This window comes from Streptomyces sp. NPDC101132 (assembly GCF_044759225.1).
In the GTDB taxonomy this organism is placed as follows: domain Bacteria; phylum Actinomycetota; class Actinomycetes; order Streptomycetales; family Streptomycetaceae; genus Streptomyces.
Genome location: NZ_JBIVYX010000006.1, coordinates 107,035 through 123,992, shown reverse-complemented (window position 1 = coordinate 123,992; position 16,958 = coordinate 107,035). Strand labels below are relative to the sequence as shown.

Genomic DNA, 16,958 nt, shown 5'->3' with positions numbered 1-16,958 from the left:
TCGCCCTCGTGAGTGAATAGGCATTTTTTCCGGCTTGTCATACCTTTCCTCGGGTCCTTGCCGTGGGACGTTGCGGACGCCGGCCGGTTCGGCGGCATCCCACGAAGAGCTGCAAGGAAAGGGGTGGGCGGATGAAGGCCGCCTCGAAGAAGATCGCCGGCGGCCTGGTCGCCACGGCGCTGGCGCTCGGCGCCGCGGGCTGCTCCGGCTCCGAGCCCCCGGTCAAGAGCCCGGCCCCCGGCCCCGGCGCCCTCAAGCCGGGCGCGAACCGCGGCGCCCCGGCCGCGCCCGCGCCGGGCAGCGTCCTCCGGCTGATCGGCGACGGCTCCACCTCGTACACCGGCAGTCAGCCGAACGTCACCGTCCCGCAGAAGCTCAAGCCCGGCGAGAAGCCGCCGCAGTTCGTGGTCTTCTCCTGGGACGGCGCCGGCGAGGACAGCCAGCGCCTCTTCTCGCACTTCCGCGAGGTGGGCAAGGAGCACAACGCCCGCATGACGTACTTCCTCAGCGGGGTCTACATGCTCCCCGAGGAGAAGCGGGAGATGTACGTCGCCCCGCGCCACGGCGCCGGACGCTCCGACATCGGCTTCGGCGACCTGCAGGGCATCAAGGACACCGCGGCACAGCTCCGCGGGGCCTGGCTGGACGGAAACGAGATCGGCACCCACTTCAACGGCCACTTCTGCGGCCCCGAGGGCGGCGTCGGCACCTGGTCCGTCGAGGAGTGGAAGAACGAGATCAACCAGGCCAAGTCGTTCGTGAAGAGCTGGAAGAGCAACGCCGGCCTCCAGAAGGAGAAGGCGCTGCCCTTCGACTACGACAAGGAGCTGATCGGCGCCCGCACCCCCTGCCTCGAAGGCCAGAAGAACTTCATGCTGGCGGCGAAGGACATGGGCTTCCGCTACGACTCCAGCGGCATCAGCAAGCAGGTCTGGCCCAAGAAGACCGACGGGCTCTGGGACCTGCCCCTCCAGCTGGTCCCGATGCCGGGCCGGGCCTTCGAGACGCTGTCCATGGACTACAACTACATGGTCAACCAGTCGGGTACGACGTCCCAGGGCGACCCGGCGCAGCACGAGTACTGGGGCGCCCAGATGCGCGACGGCCTGCTCAAGGCCTTCGACCGTGCGTACAACGGCAACCGCGCTCCGCTGATCATCGGCAACCACTTCGAGTCCTGGAACGGCGGCACCTACATGCGCGCCGTCGAGCAGGTCATCAAGGGCGTCTGCACGCAGAAGGAGGTCCGCTGCGTGCCCTTCAGGGAGCTGGCCGACTGGCTGGACGCCCAGGACCCCAAGTCTCTGGAGTGGCTGCGCACCCTGGACGTCGCCGAGGCGCCCAAGGAGGGCTGGGCGGCGTTCATGACCAGGGGCCCGGCCGCCCCGCCCGTCGCTTCCGCGGCGCCCCAGGCGGTCAGGCAGGCAGCGGAGCAGGCATCGGAGCAGTCTGAGGAGGACTGACCCGGCCGGCGCCCACCGGCTCCTCCCGGAGCACGAACCCGGGGTCGACCTGCTCCGCCAGGTCGGCCCCGGTCTTCGCGTTCCCCCAGCTCTTCGCGTTGCGCAGGTGGAAGTGGACCATCTGGCGCGTGTACCGCTCCCAGTCGCGCCGCCCGTACGCGTCGTCGGCCGTCTCCCGGAGCACCGCCAGGGCCCGCCGGTTGGGCTCCTCCAGCAGTTCGAACCGCGGCGGGCGCCCCTTCTCCATCGCGCGCACCCAGTCCGAGTGCCCCACCGTCACCAGCAGGTCCTCGCCCACCTCGGCGCGCAGGAAGTCCAGGTCGTCCTGCCCCTGCACCTTGTTGCCGACGACCTTGAGCGCGACGCCGAAGTCCCGCGCGTACTCCTTGTACTGGCGGTAGACGGAGATCCCCTTGCGGGTCGGCTCGGCCACCAGGAAGGTCATGTCGAAACGGGTGAACATGCCCGACGCGAAGGAGTCCGAGCCGGCCGTCATGTCGACCACCACGTACTCGCCCCGGCCGTCCACCAGGTGGTTCAGGCACAGCTCCACCGCCCCGACCTTCGAGTGGTAGCAGGCCACCCCGAGGTCCGACTCGGTGAACGGACCCGTGGCCATCAGCCGCACCGCGCCCCCGTCGAGCGCCACGGCCCGGGCGCAGGCCGCGTACACCGGGTTGTCCTCGCCGACCCGCAGCAGGCGCGAGCCGCTGCCCGGCGGGGTCGTCTTGATCATCGTCTCCGCGGAGGCGATCCGCGGGTTGGAGCCGCGCAGGTACTCCTTGATGAGGGGGAGGTGCGCGCCCATCGCGGGCAGTGCCGCGGCCTCCTCCTCGGTGAGCCCGAGGGCGGCCCCGAGGTGCTGGTTGATGTCGGCGTCCACCGCGACGACGGGGGCCTCGGCGGCGGCGAGGTGGCGGATGAAGAGGGAGGACAGCGTGGTCTTCCCGCTGCCGCCCTTTCCCACGAAAGCGATCTTCATGTTCACCTAGCGTAGTAGGTGTGTCGCGGTGCGTGGTCGAGGTGAGTGAAGAAGACCACTCCAACGTGGGGCGGCTGCTATGGGTGCGTAGGCTCCCTACTTATGAGTACGTCTGCCGATCCCCTCGCCGCCCTGGCCGCGCTCCCCGGCGTGCCGGAGGCCGTGGACTCCGTACGCAAGGCCGTCGACCGGGTCTACGGCCACCGCGTGATGCGCCGCCGGAGCGCGGAGATCACCTCCGAGGCCGCCCTGCGCGGCGCGCGTGGCAGCGCCGCGCTGTCCGGGGCGGACTGGGCCCTGGAGGAGGTGCGCCGGCGCACCGACTTCAGCGCCGACGACGAGGCCCGTACCGTCGGCGCCGCGCTGCGCCTGGCGGCCGAGGCCGGCCAGCTCCTCAGCATCTGGCGCCAGTCGCCGCTGCGCGTGCTGGCCAGGCTGCACCTGGTGGCGGCCGGCGGGGCCCCCGCGGCTCCGGCGGCCGGGGCGGACGTTCCGGCGGGTGCGGGTGACACCGTGGGGCGGCCGCGGCTGGCCGGTGAGCCGGTGGCGGAGCCGCTGGTGGGGCTGCCGCTGCCGGACGCGGACGAGGTGGCGGGGCGGCTGGACGGCCTGTCCCGGCTGATCATCGCGGGCGGCTCGGCCCCGGCGCTGGTCACGGCCGCGGTCGTACACGGCGAGCTGATGGCGCTGCGGCCGTTCGGTACGTACAACGGGCTGGTGGCCCGGGCCGCGGAGCGGATCGTGCTGATCAACAGCGGTCTGGACCCCAAGGCCATCTGTCCGGCCGAGGTCGGGCACGCGGAGCAGGGGAGCGAGGCCTACCTCGCCGCGCTGGACGGGTACGTGTCCGGCACCGCGGAGGGGATGGCGGACTGGATCGCGCACTGCGGGCGGGCGGTCGAGCTGGGCGTTCGCGAGTCGACGGCGGTCTGCGAGGCGCTGCAGCGAGGCGCGGCCTAGGCCCTGTCTTTCGGATCAGGGCTGGGCGGCGGGGGGACGCCCCGGAAAAGGGTTGCGGCGACACCGTCCTGCTCGTGGTGTCGCCGCTGGCATGCGCGCCCAGTTACCAAGCGTCCTCGATATGTGCCCATCAGGCCGGGAACTTTGCCCTCGCCTGGTGCGGCTGGCCCTTAATCGAAGGGTCGACGTCGCGTGGGTGCTCGGCGTTCATGCAATCGGTCCGTGGGGCCATACTGCGTTCTTAAAGATGATCCTCTCGGATGTTCTTTGGTCTCGCGGGCCGTGACTCCTTTGTACCTCCGTCGGCAAGGAAGCGGAACCCCTGGCCCCAGTTCTTTACCTTTCCGGACAGGGAAGGATCAATCGGACAGGGTGGGTCGTCGCAGGTCGGGACGGGTGCCCGCGGGCCGCCCGGGTCCGTGGGGCGGATCCGGGCGGGGCGACGGGCGGGGCTTCCGGGTGGGGCGACGGGCGCGAGCGGGCTGCGATCCGGGGGAGCGTCCCGGTCAGGCCGTAACGGACGCGAGGGCGTTCGCGCGGCGTCGGCTCGCGTACCAGACCAGGCCGGCGGTCGCCGCCGCCGCACCCACGGCCGCGGCCGCGACCAGCGCGGGCCGTGCGGACATCGACAGCCCCGGCACGCGCTGCTTGAGCCGGACCGGCCGGTTGAAGACCAGGACCGGCCAGTCGCGCGACAGCGCCTCGCGGCGCAGCGCCCGGTCCGGGTTGACCGCGTGCGGGTGTCCGACCGACTCCAGCATCGGGACGTCCGTGATCGAGTCGCTGTACGCGTAGCAGCGCGCCAGGTCGTAGCCCTCGGACTCGGCGAGCTGGCGCACCGCCTCGGCCTTGGTGGGGCCGTAGGCGTAGTACTCGATCTCTCCGGTGAAGCAGCCGTCGTCGCCCACGACCATGCGCGTCGCGACCACCCGGTCGGCGCCCAGCATCTCGCCGATGGGCTCGACCACCTCTGCGCCGGAGGTCGAGACGATCACGACGTCGCGGCCCGCGGTGTGGTGCTCCTCGATCAGGGAGGCGGCCTCGTCGTAGATGATCGGGTCGATGAGGTCGTGCAGCGTCTCCGCGACGATCTCCCGGACCTGCTGGACGTTCCAGCCCTTGCAGAGGGCGGAGAGGTACTCGCGCATCCGCTCCATCTGGTCGTGGTCTGCGCCGCCCGCGAGGAACACGAACTGGGAGTACGCGGTCCGCAGTACGGCGCGGCGGTTGATCAGGCCGCCCTGGTAGAAGGACTTGCTGAAGGTCAGCGTGCTCGACTTCGCAATGACCGTCTTGTCCAGGTCGAAGAAGGCGGCTGTGCGGGGCAAGGAGTGGTTTTCCACGAGCGCAGCATATGCGCCCACCATTCGGCGTAAGGTGTGGCGCGTGGGTTTGCCTGAGAAGGCTCTCGGGTACACCATGGAAGTCACGGATCGTTCGCGACCGTGCTAACCCGGTCCGACTCCTCCCCCCCCGAGTCGGCCGTGGGGACGACCCCCGCTCTCCCCCCCGGCGGGGGTCGTCGCATGTCCGGACGCATTTTCGTCCGTTCCCTCGATCCGGTGTGATCACCTTTCGTCCGCTCCAGCGGCCCGCGGCCGCGGGCCGAGCGGCCCTCCAACCCCTTGGACTCGTCACGCTGCGTAGCGGTTCCGGTGCGCTCTGGAACGCAATCGAAAGAGTGACGAAGTTATTCACAGGTGGGGAGTTGTTCACAGTTTTTGAGCAAGATCCACATCTTTTTCCGGATCGCCGCACGGTGATTCCGGCCGCGAAGTCCGCGGCTGTGGGATTTGCGGTGAGAAGGGGGCGGAGATCGTGGCTGGATCGAAGTCGCGGGAGGCGCGCGAGCGGCTGGAGGGACCGGTGCCCGGCGAGGTCCGGCCCGGCGGGCCGCTGATCGTCACGGAGGACCCGGACCTGCTCGACGACCTGCTGCGGCTGTGCGCAGCGGCGGGGGCGGAACCACGCGTGCAGCACTCGGTGCCGGAGCAAACGCGCGACGCCGCGGCCGGCGGCTCGCCGCCCCCTCCGGGGGCCGGGCCCGGCTGGGAATCGGCCCCGCTGGTGCTGGTGGGCGAGGACGCGGTGGGGCGCGTGCGCGGCGCGCCGCGCCGGGGCGGAGTGCTGCTCGTGGGGCGGCACCGGACCGAGGACCCGGAGGTCTGGCGGGCGGGCGTCGAGATCGGCGCCGAGCAGGTGCTGCGGCTGCCCGACCGGGAGGCCTGGCTGGCCGACCGGATCGCGGACGTCGCCGAGGGCACCGGACGCCAGGCCCTGACCGTCGGGGTGATCGGCGGCTGTGGCGGCGCCGGCGCGTCCACGCTGGCCTGCGCCCTCGCCGTCGGAGCCGCCCGGGCAGGCGAGCGGACCATGCTGGTCGACGCCGACCCCCTGGGCGGCGGCCTCGACGTGCTGCTGGCCGGTGAGCACGCCGAAGGGCTGCGCTGGCCGGACTTCGCCGCCTCGCGCGGCCGGGTCGGCGCAGGGGCGCTGGAGGAGTCGCTGCCGCGCCTGCACGGGCTGCGGCTGCTCAGCTGGGACCGCGGGGACCAGGTGGTGGTGCCGCCCGCCGCGGTGCGGTCCGTGCTGGCCGCCGCGCGGCGCCGGGGCGGGGTGGTCGTGGTGGACCTGCCGCGCCGGCTCGACGACGGGGTGGCGGAGGTGCTCGCCCAACTGGACCTGGTGCTGCTCGTGGTGCCGGGTGAGCTGAGGGCCGTGGCGGCCGCCGGGCGGGTGGCCGGCGCCGTCGGAGCGGTGTCCCGCGACCTGCGGCTCGTGGTGCGGGGGCCGTTCGCGCCCGGGCTGGACGCGGAGGCGGTGGCCCGGCTGCTGACGCTGCCGTCGGCCGGTGAGGTGCCGTGCGAGGCGGGGCTCGGGTCCGCTGCCGGGGAGCCGCCGGGGGTGCGGGCGCGGGGGCCGCTGGGGCGGTTCTGCGCCGGGTTCTGGGAGCGGGCACTGGCCGGGGGAGGTGCGGGATGAGCGCCGGGCTGCTGGACGCGGTGCGGCAGCGGCTCGCGGAGAGCGGGGCCGAGCCGACACCGGCCCGGGTGGCCGCCGCGCTGCGGGCCCAGGGGAGGCTGCTCGGGGACGCCGAGGTGCTGGGGGCGGCGCGGGAGCTGCGCTCGGAGCTGGTGGGCGCCGGGCCGTTGGAGCCCCTGCTGGCCGATCCCGAGGTGACGGACGTGCTGGTGGCCGCGCCCGACCGGGTGTGGGTGGACCGGGGCGGCGGGCTCGAACTGACGCCGGTGGCCTTCAAGGACGCGGACGCGGTGCGCAGGCTGGCGCAGCGGCTTGCGTCCGTGGCGGGGCGCAGGCTGGACGATGCCAGGCCCTGGGTCGACGCGCGGCTGCCGGACGGGACGCGGGTGCACGCGGTGCTGCCGCCGGTGGCGGTCGGGTCCGCCTGCCTCTCGCTGCGGGTGGTGCGTCACCGCGCCTTCACGCTGGAGGAGTTGGTGGCCGCGGGCACGGTGCCGCCCGGCGGTCAGCGGATCCTGCGGGCGCTGGTCGAGGCCCGGCTGTCCTTCCTGGTCTCCGGGGGCACGGGCAGCGGGAAGACCACGCTGCTCAGTTCGCTGCTGGGGCTGGTGGGGCCCGGGGAGCGGATCGTGCTGGCCGAGGACTCGGCCGAGCTGCGCCCCGACCACCCGCATGTGGTGCGGCTGGAGACGCGTCCGGCCAACCAGGAGGGTGCGGGGCTGGTGACGCCGGCCGATCTGGTGCGGCAGGCCCTGCGGATGCGGCCCGACCGGCTGGTGGTCGGCGAGGTGCGGGGTGCCGAGGTGGCGGATCTGCTGGCCGCGCTGAACACCGGGCACGAGGGCGGGTGCGGGACGGTCCATGCCAACGCCGCCGCGCACGTGCCGGCCCGGCTGGAGGCGCTCGGTACCGCCGCGGGTCTCGACCGGGCCGCGCTGCACAGCCAGTTGGCGGCCGCCCTGTCCGTGGTGGTGCACCTGGTGCGGGACCGTGCCGGGCGGCGGCGGGTGGCCGAGCTGCACGTGCTGGAGCGGGACGGGGCCGGGCTGGTGGTGACGGTGCCCGCGTTGCGCTGGGGAGCGCGGGGGTTCGTGCGCGAGGGCGGCTGGGAGCGGCTGCGGGGGATGCTCGGGGGTGTGCGGTGAGGGTGTTCGGTGCGGCGGTGTGTGCCGGGGGCGCGGTGTGGGCCCTTGCGGTGCGGGACGAGGCGGAGTTCCGGGCGCGGGCGCTGTTCGCGGGCCCTGCGGTGCGGCGGGTGGCGTCCTGGCGGTGCGGGGCGGCCCTGGCCGGTGCGTGGCTGCGGGGCCGGCGGGAGTGGGGGTGCCTGGCGGCCGGGCTGCTCGTGGCGCTGGCCGGCGGTTCGCTGCTGCCCCTGGCCGGTGGGGCGTTGGCGGTGCCCCTGGTGCGGCGGTGGCTGCGGGTGCGGGAGGCGGCGCGGCGGCGGGCGGAGCGGGAGGCCCGGGTGCTGGGCGTGTGTGCCGCCGTCGCCGGGGAGTTGCGGGCCGGCGCCCATGCCGGGCAGGCGGTGACCGCGGTGCTGCGGGGCGAGGGGGATGTGCTCGGGGCCGGGGAGGCCGGGGTGCTGGCCGCGGCGGCGTTCGGTGGGGATGTGCCGGGGGCGTTGCGGGTGGCGGCGCGGGAACCGGGGGCCGAGGGGCTGGCCGGGATGGCCGCCTGCTGGCGGGTGTCCGTGGACGGTGGTGCGGGTCTTGCGGCCGGACTGGAGCGGCTGGAGCGGGCGTTGCGGGCCGAGCGGGAGCAGCGTGAGGGGCTGCGGGCCCAGTTGGCGGGTGCGCGGTCGACCGCGGTGGTGCTCGCGCTGCTGCCGGTGGCCGGGCTGTTGATGGGCACGGCGCTGGGGGCCGCTCCGCTGCGGGTGCTGCTGCACACCGGTCTGGGACTGGGGTGTCTGGTGACCGGGCTGGTGCTGGAGGGGCTGGGGCTGTGCTGGGCCTGGCGGATCGTGCGGGCGGGGGAGCGGTCGTGACCGGGGACTTCGTCCACAGGCTGGGGACAGTGGTGGCCGTGGCGGCCGTCGGAGCGTGGCTGGGGTGTCTGGTGCGGGCCGCGGTGCTGGAGCGGGGCGCCCGGCGGCGGCTCCTGGGGGTGCTGGGTGGTCCGGGGGGCGGTGGGGCTGGCGGGGGTGGCCTGGCGGGGGCCGTGCGGGGTGCGGGGGTGCCCGGGGGTGCGGTCCGGGGTGGTCCGGCGGGGGCTGTGCGGGGTGTGGGGGTGGCCGGGGGTGCGGGTGAGGTGCCCGGGGCGGGCCGGTGGGGCCGTGGGTGGGTGCGGTGGGCGGTGCGGTGGCGCCGCCGGGTGGACCGGGTGGGGGCCGGGCGGCGGGAGGACGGGCGGCAGCTGCCGTTCGCCGCCGATCTGCTGGGTGCCTGCCTGGCCGCCGGCGCGGGCCCGCGGGAGGCCGCCGAGGTGGTGGGCGACTCCCTGGGCGGGCCGGTGGGGGAGCGGCTGGCCCGGGCCGGCGCGGAGCTGCGGCTCGGTGGCGAACCGGGCGAGGCGTGGGGGCGGCTGGCCGCGATACCGGGTGCCCGGCCGTTGGCGGACTGCCTGGAGCGGGCCGCCAGGACGGGGGCTCCGGCGGCCGAGCCGGTCTCCCGGCTGGCCGCGGGGCTGCGGGCCGAGCGGGCACGGGCCGCCACGGCGCGCGCGCAGCGCGCCGCGGTCCTCATCACCGCCCCGGTGGGGCTGTGCTTCCTGCCCGCGTTCCTCGCGGTCGGGGTGGCGCCGGTGGTCATCGGCCTGGCGGCCGGACTGCTCGGCGGGCGCTGAACGGAGATCAGAACGTCATGGACATCTGCGAGTTGAGAGGCGGGAACGAGATGGGGATCTGGCGACGGGTGCGGGAGGCGCTGCGCGGACACCTGCGCGACGCGGGCATGACCACGAGCGAGTACGCGATGGGCACGATCGCCGCCTGTGCCTTCGCGGCCGTGCTCTACAAGGTCGTCACGAGCGACGTGGTGTCGTCGGCGCTGGCGTCGACGATCGGGAAGGCGCTCGGTGGCTCGGTCTGACCGCGGCCTCCGCTGCCGGGCCGGGCCCGGCCGGGACCGCGGGTACGTCACCGCCGAGGCGGCCCTGGTGCTGCCGGCGCTGGTGCTGTTCGCCGTGGCGCTGGTGTGGGCCCTGATGGCGGCGGCCGCGCAGATCGGGTGCGTGGACGCCGCCCGGGCCGGGGCGCGGGCCGCCGCCCGCTCGGAACCGGTGCCGGAGGCCGTGGCCGCGGCCCGTGCGGTGGCCCCCGAGGGGGCCCGGGTGCGGGTGGAGCGGGACGGCGAGCTGTGGCGGGTGCGGGTGGAGGCGCCCGCCCCCGGACCCGGGGCGCTCGGGGTGCGGCTGGGGGCCGGTGCGGTGGCACTGGCCGAGGACGCGCTCGGGGAGGAGGTGCTGCCGTGAGCCGGGACCGGGGCTCGGCGACCGTCTGGGCGGTGCTGGTGGCCTCCGTGCTGACCGCCGTGTTCGGGGGCGTCCTCACGCTGGGCCAGGTGGTGGTGGCCCGGCACCGGGCCGCCGCCGCCGCGGACCTGGCCGCCCTGGCGGCCGCCACGGTGTGGACCCGGGGGGAGCCCGAGGCGTGTGCGGTCGCGCTGCGGGTGGCCCGGGCCCAGGGTGCGGAGCTCTCCCGGTGCGCCGCCCCCGGCGAGGTGGCGGACGTGGCCGCCCGGGTGCGGGCCGGGCCCTTCGCTCCGGAGGTGGCCGCCCGGGCCGGTCCCGCCGAGGCGCTGACCGGCGGGCCGGCCGGGGCGCCGTCGGCCGGGATGCTGCCCGGAGCGCCGCTCGGGGTGCCCGTCAGGGCGCCGGGGCCGCCTTGAGGAGCTCGGTGAGCAGGCGGACGGCGCCGCGCTTGTGGAGCGGGTCGTTGCCGTTGCCGCACTTGGGGGACTGGATGCACGAGGGGCATCCCGCCTCGCACTCGCAGGACGCGATGGCCTCGCGGGTGGCGGTGAGCCAGGAGCGGGCCGTGTGGAAGGCGCGCTCGGCGAACCCGGCGCCGCCCGGGTGGCCGTCGTAGACGAAGACCGTCGGAAGGAGGGTGTCGGGATGCAGCGGCACGGAGACGCCGCCGATGTCCCAGCGGTCGCAGGTGGCGAAGAGCGGGAGGAGGCCGATGGATGCGTGCTCGGCGGCGTGCAGGGCTCCGCCGAGGATCTCCGGGTTGATCCGGGCGGCGTCGAGCTGGTCCTCGGTGACCGTCCACCAGACGGCCCGGGTGCGCAGGGTGCGGGGCGGCAGGTCGAGCTTGGCCTCGCCCAGCACCTCGCCGGTGATCAGTTTGCGGCGCAGGTAGGACACCACCTGGTTGGTGACCTCGACGGACCCGTAGCAGAGCCGGGCGTCGCCCCAGGGGACCTCGGTCTCGGTCTCCAGCACGGAGATCGACGTGGTGTCGCGGGCGGTGGTGGAGAAGGGCGGGCTGGCTTCCTCCACGAGGGCCACGGAGTCCTCCAGGTCCAGCGTCTTCACCAGGTACGTACGGCCCTGGTGGAGGTGGACCGCACCCTCGTGGACGGCGGTGTGGGCGGCGGACTCGTCCACGGTGCCCAGCAGCCGACCGGTCGCGGCCTCCACGATCTGGACGGGGCGCCCGCCGCCGCCCCGGATGTCGGTGAGGTCCGAGGCCCGCTCGCGGCGCGTCCAGTGCCAGGCGGTGGCGCGGCGGCGGAGCAGCTTCGCGGCCTCCAGCTGCGGCATCAGGTCGGCCGTGGCGGGGCCGAAGAGCGCCAGGTCGTCCTCCGTCAGCGGCAGCTCCGCGGCGGCGGCGCACAGGTGCGGGGCCAGCACGTAGGGGTTGTCGGGGTCGAGGACGGTGGCCTCGACGGGGCGCTTGAACAGCGCGTCGGGGTGGTGGACGAGGTACGTGTCGAGCGGGTCGTCGCGGGCGACCAGCACGGCCAGCGCGCCCTGGCCGGACCGGCCGGCGCGGCCCGCCTGCTGCCACAGCGAGGCCCGGGTCCCGGGGTAGCCGGCGATCAGCACGGCGTCCAGGCCGGACACGTCGACGCCGAGTTCCAGTGCCGTGGTGGCGGCCAGGCCCAGCAGCTCGCCCGAGTGCAGGGCCCGCTCCAGGGCGCGGCGCTCCTCCGGCAGGTAGCCGCCCCGGTAGGCCGCGACCCGCCGGGGCAGGGAGCGGTCGACCTCGGCCAGCCGCTCCTGGGTGATCAGGGCGATCAGCTCGGCGCCGCGCCGGGAGCGGATGAAGGCCACCGTGCGGACCCCCTGGACGGCGAGGTCGGTCAGCAGGTCGGCGGTCTCCGCGGTGGCCGTACGGCGGACGGGAGCGCCCTTCTCGCCCGTCATCTCGGTCAGCGGGGGCTCCCACAGGGCGAACACCACCTCGCCGCGGGGTGAGGCGTCGTCGGTGACCTCGGTGACCGGCAGGCCGGTGAGGCGGCTCGCAGCGACGGAGGGGTCACTGGCGGTGGCCGAGGCGAGCAGGAAGACGGGGTCCGCCCCGTAGCGGGCGCACAGGCGGCGCAGCCGCCGCAGCACCTGGGCGACGTGCGAGCCGAACACGCCGCGGTAGGTGTGGCACTCGTCGATCACGACGTAGCGCAGCGAGCGGAGGAAGGAGGACCAGCGGGGGTGGGCGGGCAGGATCCCGCGGTGCAGCATGTCGGGGTTGGTCAGCACGTAGTTGGCGTACTGGCGCACCCATTCGCGCTCCTCGACGGGCGTGTCGCCGTCGTACACGGCCGCGCGGACGGCGTTGCCGAGGGGGGCCGCCAGCTCGCGTACGGCGCGCCGCTGGTCGGCGGCGAGGGCCTTGGTGGGCGCCAGGTACAGGGCGGTCGCGCCGCGGCCGTTCGGGGCGGCGGCGCCGTCCGCGAGGGTGGACAGGACGGGCGCGAGGTAGGCCAGGGACTTGCCCGAGGCGGTGCCGGTGGCCACCACCACCGACTCGCCGTCCAGCGCGCGCTCGGCGGCTTCCGCCTGGTGGGCCCAGGGGTGTTCGATGCCGGCCGCCTGGATGGCCGCGACGACATCAGTTCGAATGCGGTCGGGCCAGACGGCATGACGGCCCTCGCGCGGGGGCAGATGCTCCGTATGGGTGATGCGCGCAGCACGGCCCGGCCCCCGTGAGAGCCGGTCCAGAACCGTTCCGGGGGCAGGTCGTGTGTCCGCGGCCGCCGTGTGGTGCCCGGGACGATGATTGCTGGCCATTGGAGTCGAGTGTGTCACTGGCGTGCGGGACAATAGGTCCGAAGGCGTCGTGCACGCCCGCCGGTAAGTGATTGAATGCCATCGCGGCTGCCAATCCGTCCCCTACCTTCGGGGGGGATGCCCCTGGGGGGCGCCGCTCGATAGCAAGGTGCTGGAGGATCCGTGGACCTGTCCCTGTCGACTCACACTGTCGGCGACCGCACGGTCGTCGAGGTCGGTGGCGAGATTGATGTGTATACCGCGCCCAAGCTGCGCGAGCAGTTGGTCGAGTTGGTGAACGACGGCAGCTACCACCTGGTTGTCGACATGGAGCGGGTGGACTTCCTCGACTCCACCGGCCTCGGTGTGCTCGTGGGCGGCCTGAAGCGCGTCCGCGCGCACGAGGGCTCCCTGCGCCTGGTCTGCAACCAGGAGCGCATCCTCAAGATCTTCCGCATCACCGGTCTGACCAAGGTGTTCCCGATCCACACCACGGTGGAAGACGCGGTCAACGCCACCGACTGACGCGTCGCCCGGATCAAGGAGCGGGGGCACCGGGCCGGCCGGCCCGGGCCCCTGTACAGCACGCCCTAGACGTCCGAGGGGGACCGCATGGCCACCGTTGAACTCCGTTTCAGCGCCCAGCCCGAGCACGTCCGCACGGCCCGGCTGGTCGCGGCCGCCGTGGCGCGTCGTGCCGGTCTGGAAGAGGCCCTGCTCGACGAGGTCAGGCTCGCCGTGGGCGAGGCCTGTTCCCGTGCTGTCGGGCTGCACCGCAGCCACGAGGTCTCCGCGCCCGTCAGGGTGCTGCTGACCGAAGAGGAGAAGGTCTTCTCCATCGAGGTCGCCGACGAGGTCCCCGGCCCCTCCGGGGGCGGGGACTCCGCGTCCGCGCAGGCGGGCGGAGCCGCCGAGCCGGAGGCGGACGGCGAGGACGAGATGGGTCTCGCCGTGATCAGCGGACTGGTCGACGACGTCGAGGTCACCAGCGGCGAATCGGGCGGCGTGATCCGCATGAGCTGGCCGACCACGGCCGTTCCCGAAGTGCACTGAGATCTTTCCGGTCGTACCGTCGGATCTTATTCAAGGCCCTGCTGAGCAGGGCCTTTTTCATTTCCCTAGATCATTGATCAGGCGTCAATGCTTTTGCCCCATTACCTCTTTCGAGGGTAATGGCGTGACGCGATCATTTGCTGAGGAGCAAGAGCAGGCCAATTCCGTTTCCCGCGTACTGTTTTGATCAGGTGTAGCTCCCTACAATCCGTCCACATCTTTTGAGCTCTTCACGTCAAGGAGGACGAATGACGGGGCTCTTCACCCCTCTCGAGCCAGCCCACACCGCCGGGCTCGCGGCGGCGGTACTCACGGATGACAACCGGCTCATCGTGTTCGTCATCGCGGCCGTGGCCCTGGCCGCGCTCGTCGTAGCCCAGCTCCTGGTACGCCAGGTGCTCGCCGCCGACGAGGGCACCGACAGCATGAAGAAGATCGCGGCAGCGGTTCAGGAAGGCGCCAACGCCTATCTGGGACGCCAGCTCCGCACCCTCGGCGTATTCGCCGTCGTGGTGTTCTTCCTGCTCTTCCTGCTCCCCGCCGACAACTGGTCGCAGCGCGCCGGACGTTCCGCCTTCTTCCTGATCGGCGCGATCTTCTCGGCGATCACCGGATACATCGGCATGCGTCTCGCCGTCCGCGCGAATGTCCGCGTCGCCGCGGCCGCCCGCGAGGCGACTCCCGCCGAGGGAGAACCCGAAAAGGACCTGACCTCCGTCGCACACAAGGCGATGAAGATCGCTTTCCGTACCGGCGGCGTGGTCGGCATGTTCACCGTCGGCCTCGGACTGCTCGGCGCCTCCTGCGTCGTGCTCGTCTACGCCGCCGACGCGCCCAAGGTCCTGGAGGGCTTCGGCCTCGGCGCCGCGCTGATCGCGATGTTCATGCGAGTCGGCGGAGGAATCTTCACCAAGGCCGCCGACGTCGGCGCCGACCTGGTCGGCAAGGTCGAGCAGGGCATTCCGGAGGACGATCCGCGCAATGCCGCGACCATCGCCGACAACGTGGGCGACAACGTCGGCGACTGCGCCGGCATGGCGGCCGACCTCTTCGAGTCGTACGCCGTCACGCTCGTCGCCGCGCTGATCCTCGGCACGGCCGCCTTCGGCGACGCAGGACTCGCCTTCCCGCTCATCGTCCCCGCGATCGGCGTGATCACGGCCATGATCGGCATCTTCGCCGTGGCCCCGCGCCGCACCGACCGCAGCGGCATGACCGCCATCAACCGCGGCTTCTTCATCTCCGCCGTGATCTCCCTGGTCCTGGTCGCCGCGGCCGCCTTCGCCTACCTGCCGTCCTCCTACGCGGACCTCAAGGGCGTCACCGACAGCACGATCACCGCCCACGACGGAGACCCGCGGATCCTCGCGCTCGTCGCCGTGGCCATCGGCATCGTGCTCGCCGCGGTCATCCAGCAGCTCACCGGCTACTTCACCGAGACCACCCGCCGCCCCGTCCGGGACATCGGCAAGTCCTCGCTGACCGGCCCCGCCACCGTCGTCCTGGCCGGCATCTCCGTCGGCCTGGAGTCGGCCGTCTACACCGCGCTCCTCATCGGCCTCGGCGTCTACGGCGCGTTCCTGCTGGGCGGCACCTCGGTCATGCTGGCGCTGTTCGCCGTCGCCCTCGCCGGCACCGGCCTGCTCACCACCGTCGGCGTCATCGTCGCCATGGACACCTTCGGCCCGGTCTCCGACAACGCCCAGGGCATCGCCGAGATGTCCGGCGACGTCGAGGGCGCCGGGGCCCAGGTGCTCACCGACCTCGACGCGGTCGGCAACACCACCAAGGCCATCACCAAGGGCATCGCCATCGCCACCGCGGTCCTCGCCGCGGCCGCCCTCTTCGGCTCGTACCGCGACGCGATCGCCACGGCCGTCAAGGACGTCAGCGCCAAGGCCGGCGAGCTGGGCCTGAACATGGACATCACCCAGCCCAACAACCTGGTGGGCCTGGTCCTCGGCGCCGCCGTGGTCTTCCTGTTCTCGGGGCTGGCCATCAACGCCGTCTCCCGCTCCGCGGGCGCCGTGGTCTACGAGGTGCGCCGCCAGTTCCGGGAGCACCCCGGGATCATGGACTACACCGAGAAGCCCGAGTACGGCCGCGTCGTCGACATCTGCACGAAGGACGCCCTCCGCGAGCTGGCCACCCCCGGCCTGCTCGCCGTGATGGCGCCCATCGCCGTCGGCTTCACGCTCGGCGTCGGCGCCCTCGGCTCGTACCTGGCCGGCGCCATCGGCTGCGGCACGCTGATGGCCGTCTTCCTCGCCAACTCCGGCGGTGCCTGGGACAACGCCAAGAAGCTGGTCGAGGACGGCCACCACGGCGGCAAGGGCAGCGAGGCCCACGCCGCCACCGTGATCGGCGACACCGTCGGCGACCCCTTCAAGGACACCGCGGGACCCGCGATCAACCCGCTGCTCAAGGTCATGAACCTGGTGGCGCTGCTGATCGCCCCGGCCGTCGTGCAGTTCAGCTACGGCGACGACGCCAGCCCCGCCGTGCGGGGGGTCGTCGCAGCGGTCGCGCTGATCGTCATCGTCGGCGCGGTGTACATCTCCAAGCGCCGCGGCATCGCCGTCGGCGACGACAGTGGTGGCACCGCCGAACGCGTCGCGCAGCAGCCCGACGCGGCGGTCGCCTCCTCCTGACCGGGGACCCCGGCCCAACTACGGGCGGACGGTGCGTGGTGACGCGCCGTCCGCCCGCTTCGTGTGAGCCGGTACGGTGCGGGGTGTATGTTCCGGGGCCGAGAGCCTTGGAAGGGACCAATCCGGTGAACAAGAAGCTTGCGGCCGCCCTGTCCGGCGGTGCGGTACTGGTACTCGCACTGTCCGGCTGCGGTGACGACGGCGAGAAGAAGGTCAACGACTGGGCGAAGAAGGTCTGCGACCAGGTCGAGCCCCAGGTCCAGAAGATCCAGGCCGCGAACGCCGCGATCCAGAAGGAGACCACGGACCAGAGCAAGGCCGACGTCGTGCAGAAGACCGACTCGGCCGCGTTCCAGTCCCTCTCGGACGCGTACAAGCAGATGGGCACCGCCGTCGCGGGCGCCGGCGTCCCGCCGGCCGAGGACGGCAAGAAGACGCAGGCCGACGCCGTCGCCGAGCTCAACGCGATCTCCAAGTCCTACGCCGACCTCAAGGTGAAGGTCGACGCGCTCGACCCGAAGGACCAGGCGAAGTTCGCCGACGGCCTCAAGAACATCGCCGACGAGCTCTCCAAGCTCAGCAACAGCGGCAACGAGGCCCTGACCAAGCTCCAGTCGGGCGAGCTGGGCAAGGCCATGAAGAACCAGGAGAGCTGCCAGCGCGCCGCGACCCCGGCGCCGTCCCAGGGCTGAGGCCCCGGGGGCGGCGACC

Annotated in this window: 15 protein-coding genes and 1 pseudogene; 13 read left to right on the top strand and 3 right to left on the bottom strand. The window is 73.4% G+C overall.

Annotated features, from left to right (window positions below; genetic code table 11):
* Positions 1–131: 131 nt before the first annotated feature.
* The gene (locus ACIQUR_RS15820; RefSeq protein ID WP_403664244.1) at positions 132–1,463 is read left to right on the top strand and encodes a hypothetical protein; all 1,332 of its coding nucleotides are present in this window, start codon (positions 132–134) and stop codon (positions 1,461–1,463) included.
* Here ACIQUR_RS15820 and ACIQUR_RS15815 read toward each other — a convergent pair.
* Positions 1,417–2,445, bottom strand: coding sequence for an ATP-binding protein (locus ACIQUR_RS15815; RefSeq protein WP_403664241.1), 1,029 nt, complete (start codon positions 2,443–2,445; stop codon positions 1,417–1,419). The two genes, ACIQUR_RS15820 and ACIQUR_RS15815, sit on opposite strands and share 47 nt — an antisense overlap.
* A 102-nt stretch (positions 2,446–2,547) precedes the next feature.
* Between ACIQUR_RS15815 and ACIQUR_RS15810 the strand changes: the two genes are divergently transcribed.
* Positions 2,548–3,405, top strand: a complete 858-nt coding sequence (locus tag ACIQUR_RS15810; protein ID WP_403664238.1) for an oxidoreductase — start codon at positions 2,548–2,550, stop codon at positions 3,403–3,405.
* 506 nt (positions 3,406–3,911) lie between these two features.
* Here ACIQUR_RS15810 and ACIQUR_RS15805 read toward each other — a convergent pair.
* Complete coding sequence (locus ACIQUR_RS15805) at positions 3,912–4,772, bottom strand: HAD family hydrolase (RefSeq protein WP_403664235.1); 861 nt, start codon at positions 4,770–4,772, stop codon at positions 3,912–3,914.
* A gap of 487 nt (positions 4,773–5,259) precedes the next feature.
* On the opposite strand from ACIQUR_RS15805, the gene ssd reads away from it, so the two are divergent.
* Genes ssd through ACIQUR_RS15770 form a run of 7 tightly spaced genes read left to right on the top strand, consistent with a single transcriptional unit; the run spans position 5,260 to position 10,214 of the window.
* The gene (gene ssd / locus ACIQUR_RS15800) at positions 5,260–6,387 is read left to right on the top strand and encodes a septum site-determining protein Ssd (RefSeq protein ID WP_403664865.1); all 1,128 of its coding nucleotides are present in this window, start codon (positions 5,260–5,262) and stop codon (positions 6,385–6,387) included.
* Positions 6,384–7,532: a TadA family conjugal transfer-associated ATPase gene (locus tag ACIQUR_RS15795; protein ID WP_403664232.1), complete on the top strand. Its 1,149-nt coding sequence runs from the start codon at positions 6,384–6,386 to the stop codon at positions 7,530–7,532. The genes ssd and ACIQUR_RS15795 overlap by 4 nt, the downstream gene beginning before the upstream one ends.
* 2 nt (positions 7,533–7,534) lie before the next feature.
* The gene (locus ACIQUR_RS15790) at positions 7,535–8,374 is read left to right on the top strand and encodes a type II secretion system F family protein (RefSeq protein ID WP_403664863.1); all 840 of its coding nucleotides are present in this window, start codon (positions 7,535–7,537) and stop codon (positions 8,372–8,374) included.
* Positions 8,371–9,171, top strand: a complete 801-nt coding sequence (locus ACIQUR_RS15785) for a type II secretion system F family protein (protein WP_403664229.1) — start codon at positions 8,371–8,373, stop codon at positions 9,169–9,171. Before ACIQUR_RS15790 ends, ACIQUR_RS15785 begins: the two co-directional genes overlap by 4 nt.
* A 50-nt stretch (positions 9,172–9,221) precedes the next feature.
* Positions 9,222–9,416, top strand: coding sequence for a DUF4244 domain-containing protein (locus ACIQUR_RS15780; RefSeq protein WP_403664226.1), 195 nt, complete (start codon positions 9,222–9,224; stop codon positions 9,414–9,416).
* Positions 9,403–9,798, top strand: a complete 396-nt coding sequence (locus tag ACIQUR_RS15775; RefSeq protein WP_403664223.1) for a TadE family type IV pilus minor pilin — start codon at positions 9,403–9,405, stop codon at positions 9,796–9,798. Before ACIQUR_RS15780 ends, ACIQUR_RS15775 begins: the two co-directional genes overlap by 14 nt.
* The gene (locus ACIQUR_RS15770; RefSeq protein ID WP_403664220.1) at positions 9,795–10,214 is read left to right on the top strand and encodes an Rv3654c family TadE-like protein; all 420 of its coding nucleotides are present in this window, start codon (positions 9,795–9,797) and stop codon (positions 10,212–10,214) included. Before ACIQUR_RS15775 ends, ACIQUR_RS15770 begins: the two co-directional genes overlap by 4 nt.
* Here the strand turns inward: ACIQUR_RS15770 and ACIQUR_RS15765 are convergent.
* Positions 10,192–12,646: pseudogene (locus tag ACIQUR_RS15765) on the bottom strand (DEAD/DEAH box helicase). The gene ACIQUR_RS15770 and the pseudogene ACIQUR_RS15765 overlap by 23 nt on opposite strands.
* Positions 12,647–12,726: 80 nt before the next feature.
* Here ACIQUR_RS15765 and bldG point away from each other — a divergent pair.
* The 4 genes from bldG to ACIQUR_RS15745 all read left to right on the top strand — a co-directional run bounded on the left by bldG (position 12,727) and on the right by ACIQUR_RS15745 (position 16,939).
* Positions 12,727–13,068, top strand: coding sequence for an anti-sigma factor antagonist BldG (gene bldG, locus ACIQUR_RS15760; protein WP_399946861.1), 342 nt, complete (start codon positions 12,727–12,729; stop codon positions 13,066–13,068).
* Positions 13,069–13,155: 87 nt separating this feature from the next.
* Positions 13,156–13,596 (top strand): ATP-binding protein, encoded by a 441-nt coding sequence (locus tag ACIQUR_RS15755; RefSeq protein ID WP_403664217.1) that lies wholly within the window; start codon positions 13,156–13,158, stop codon positions 13,594–13,596.
* A 248-nt stretch (positions 13,597–13,844) separates the two neighbouring features.
* Positions 13,845–16,247 carry a sodium-translocating pyrophosphatase gene (locus ACIQUR_RS15750; protein WP_403664215.1) on the top strand — a complete coding sequence of 801 codons (2,403 nt, stop codon included), beginning with the start codon at positions 13,845–13,847 and terminating at the stop codon, positions 16,245–16,247.
* Between the two features lie 125 nt (positions 16,248–16,372).
* Entirely contained in the window at positions 16,373–16,939 is a 567-nt protein-coding gene (locus ACIQUR_RS15745; protein ID WP_403664212.1) for a small secreted protein, read from the top strand.
* Positions 16,940–16,958: the final 19 nt, after the last annotated feature.

Bases quoted from the DNA above. Each gene is read 5' to 3' on its own strand.
- ACIQUR_RS15750 (WP_403664215.1), top strand. From the start codon at position 13,845: ATGACGGGGCTCTTCACCCCTCTCGAGCCAGCCCACACCGCCGGGCTC.
- ACIQUR_RS15820 (WP_403664244.1), top strand. From the start codon at position 132: ATGAAGGCCGCCTCGAAGAAGATCGCCGGCGGCCTGGTCGCCACGGCG.
- ACIQUR_RS15810 (WP_403664238.1), top strand. From the start codon at position 2,548: ATGAGTACGTCTGCCGATCCCCTCGCCGCCCTGGCCGCGCTCCCCGGC.
- ACIQUR_RS15815 (WP_403664241.1), bottom strand. From the start codon at position 2,445: ATGAAGATCGCTTTCGTGGGAAAGGGCGGCAGCGGGAAGACCACGCTG.
- ACIQUR_RS15795 (WP_403664232.1), top strand. From the start codon at position 6,384: ATGAGCGCCGGGCTGCTGGACGCGGTGCGGCAGCGGCTCGCGGAGAGC.
- ACIQUR_RS15780 (WP_403664226.1), top strand. From the start codon at position 9,222: ATGGGGATCTGGCGACGGGTGCGGGAGGCGCTGCGCGGACACCTGCGC.
- ACIQUR_RS15755 (WP_403664217.1), top strand. From the start codon at position 13,156: ATGGCCACCGTTGAACTCCGTTTCAGCGCCCAGCCCGAGCACGTCCGC.
- ACIQUR_RS15805 (WP_403664235.1), bottom strand. From the start codon at position 4,772: ATGGTGGGCGCATATGCTGCGCTCGTGGAAAACCACTCCTTGCCCCGC.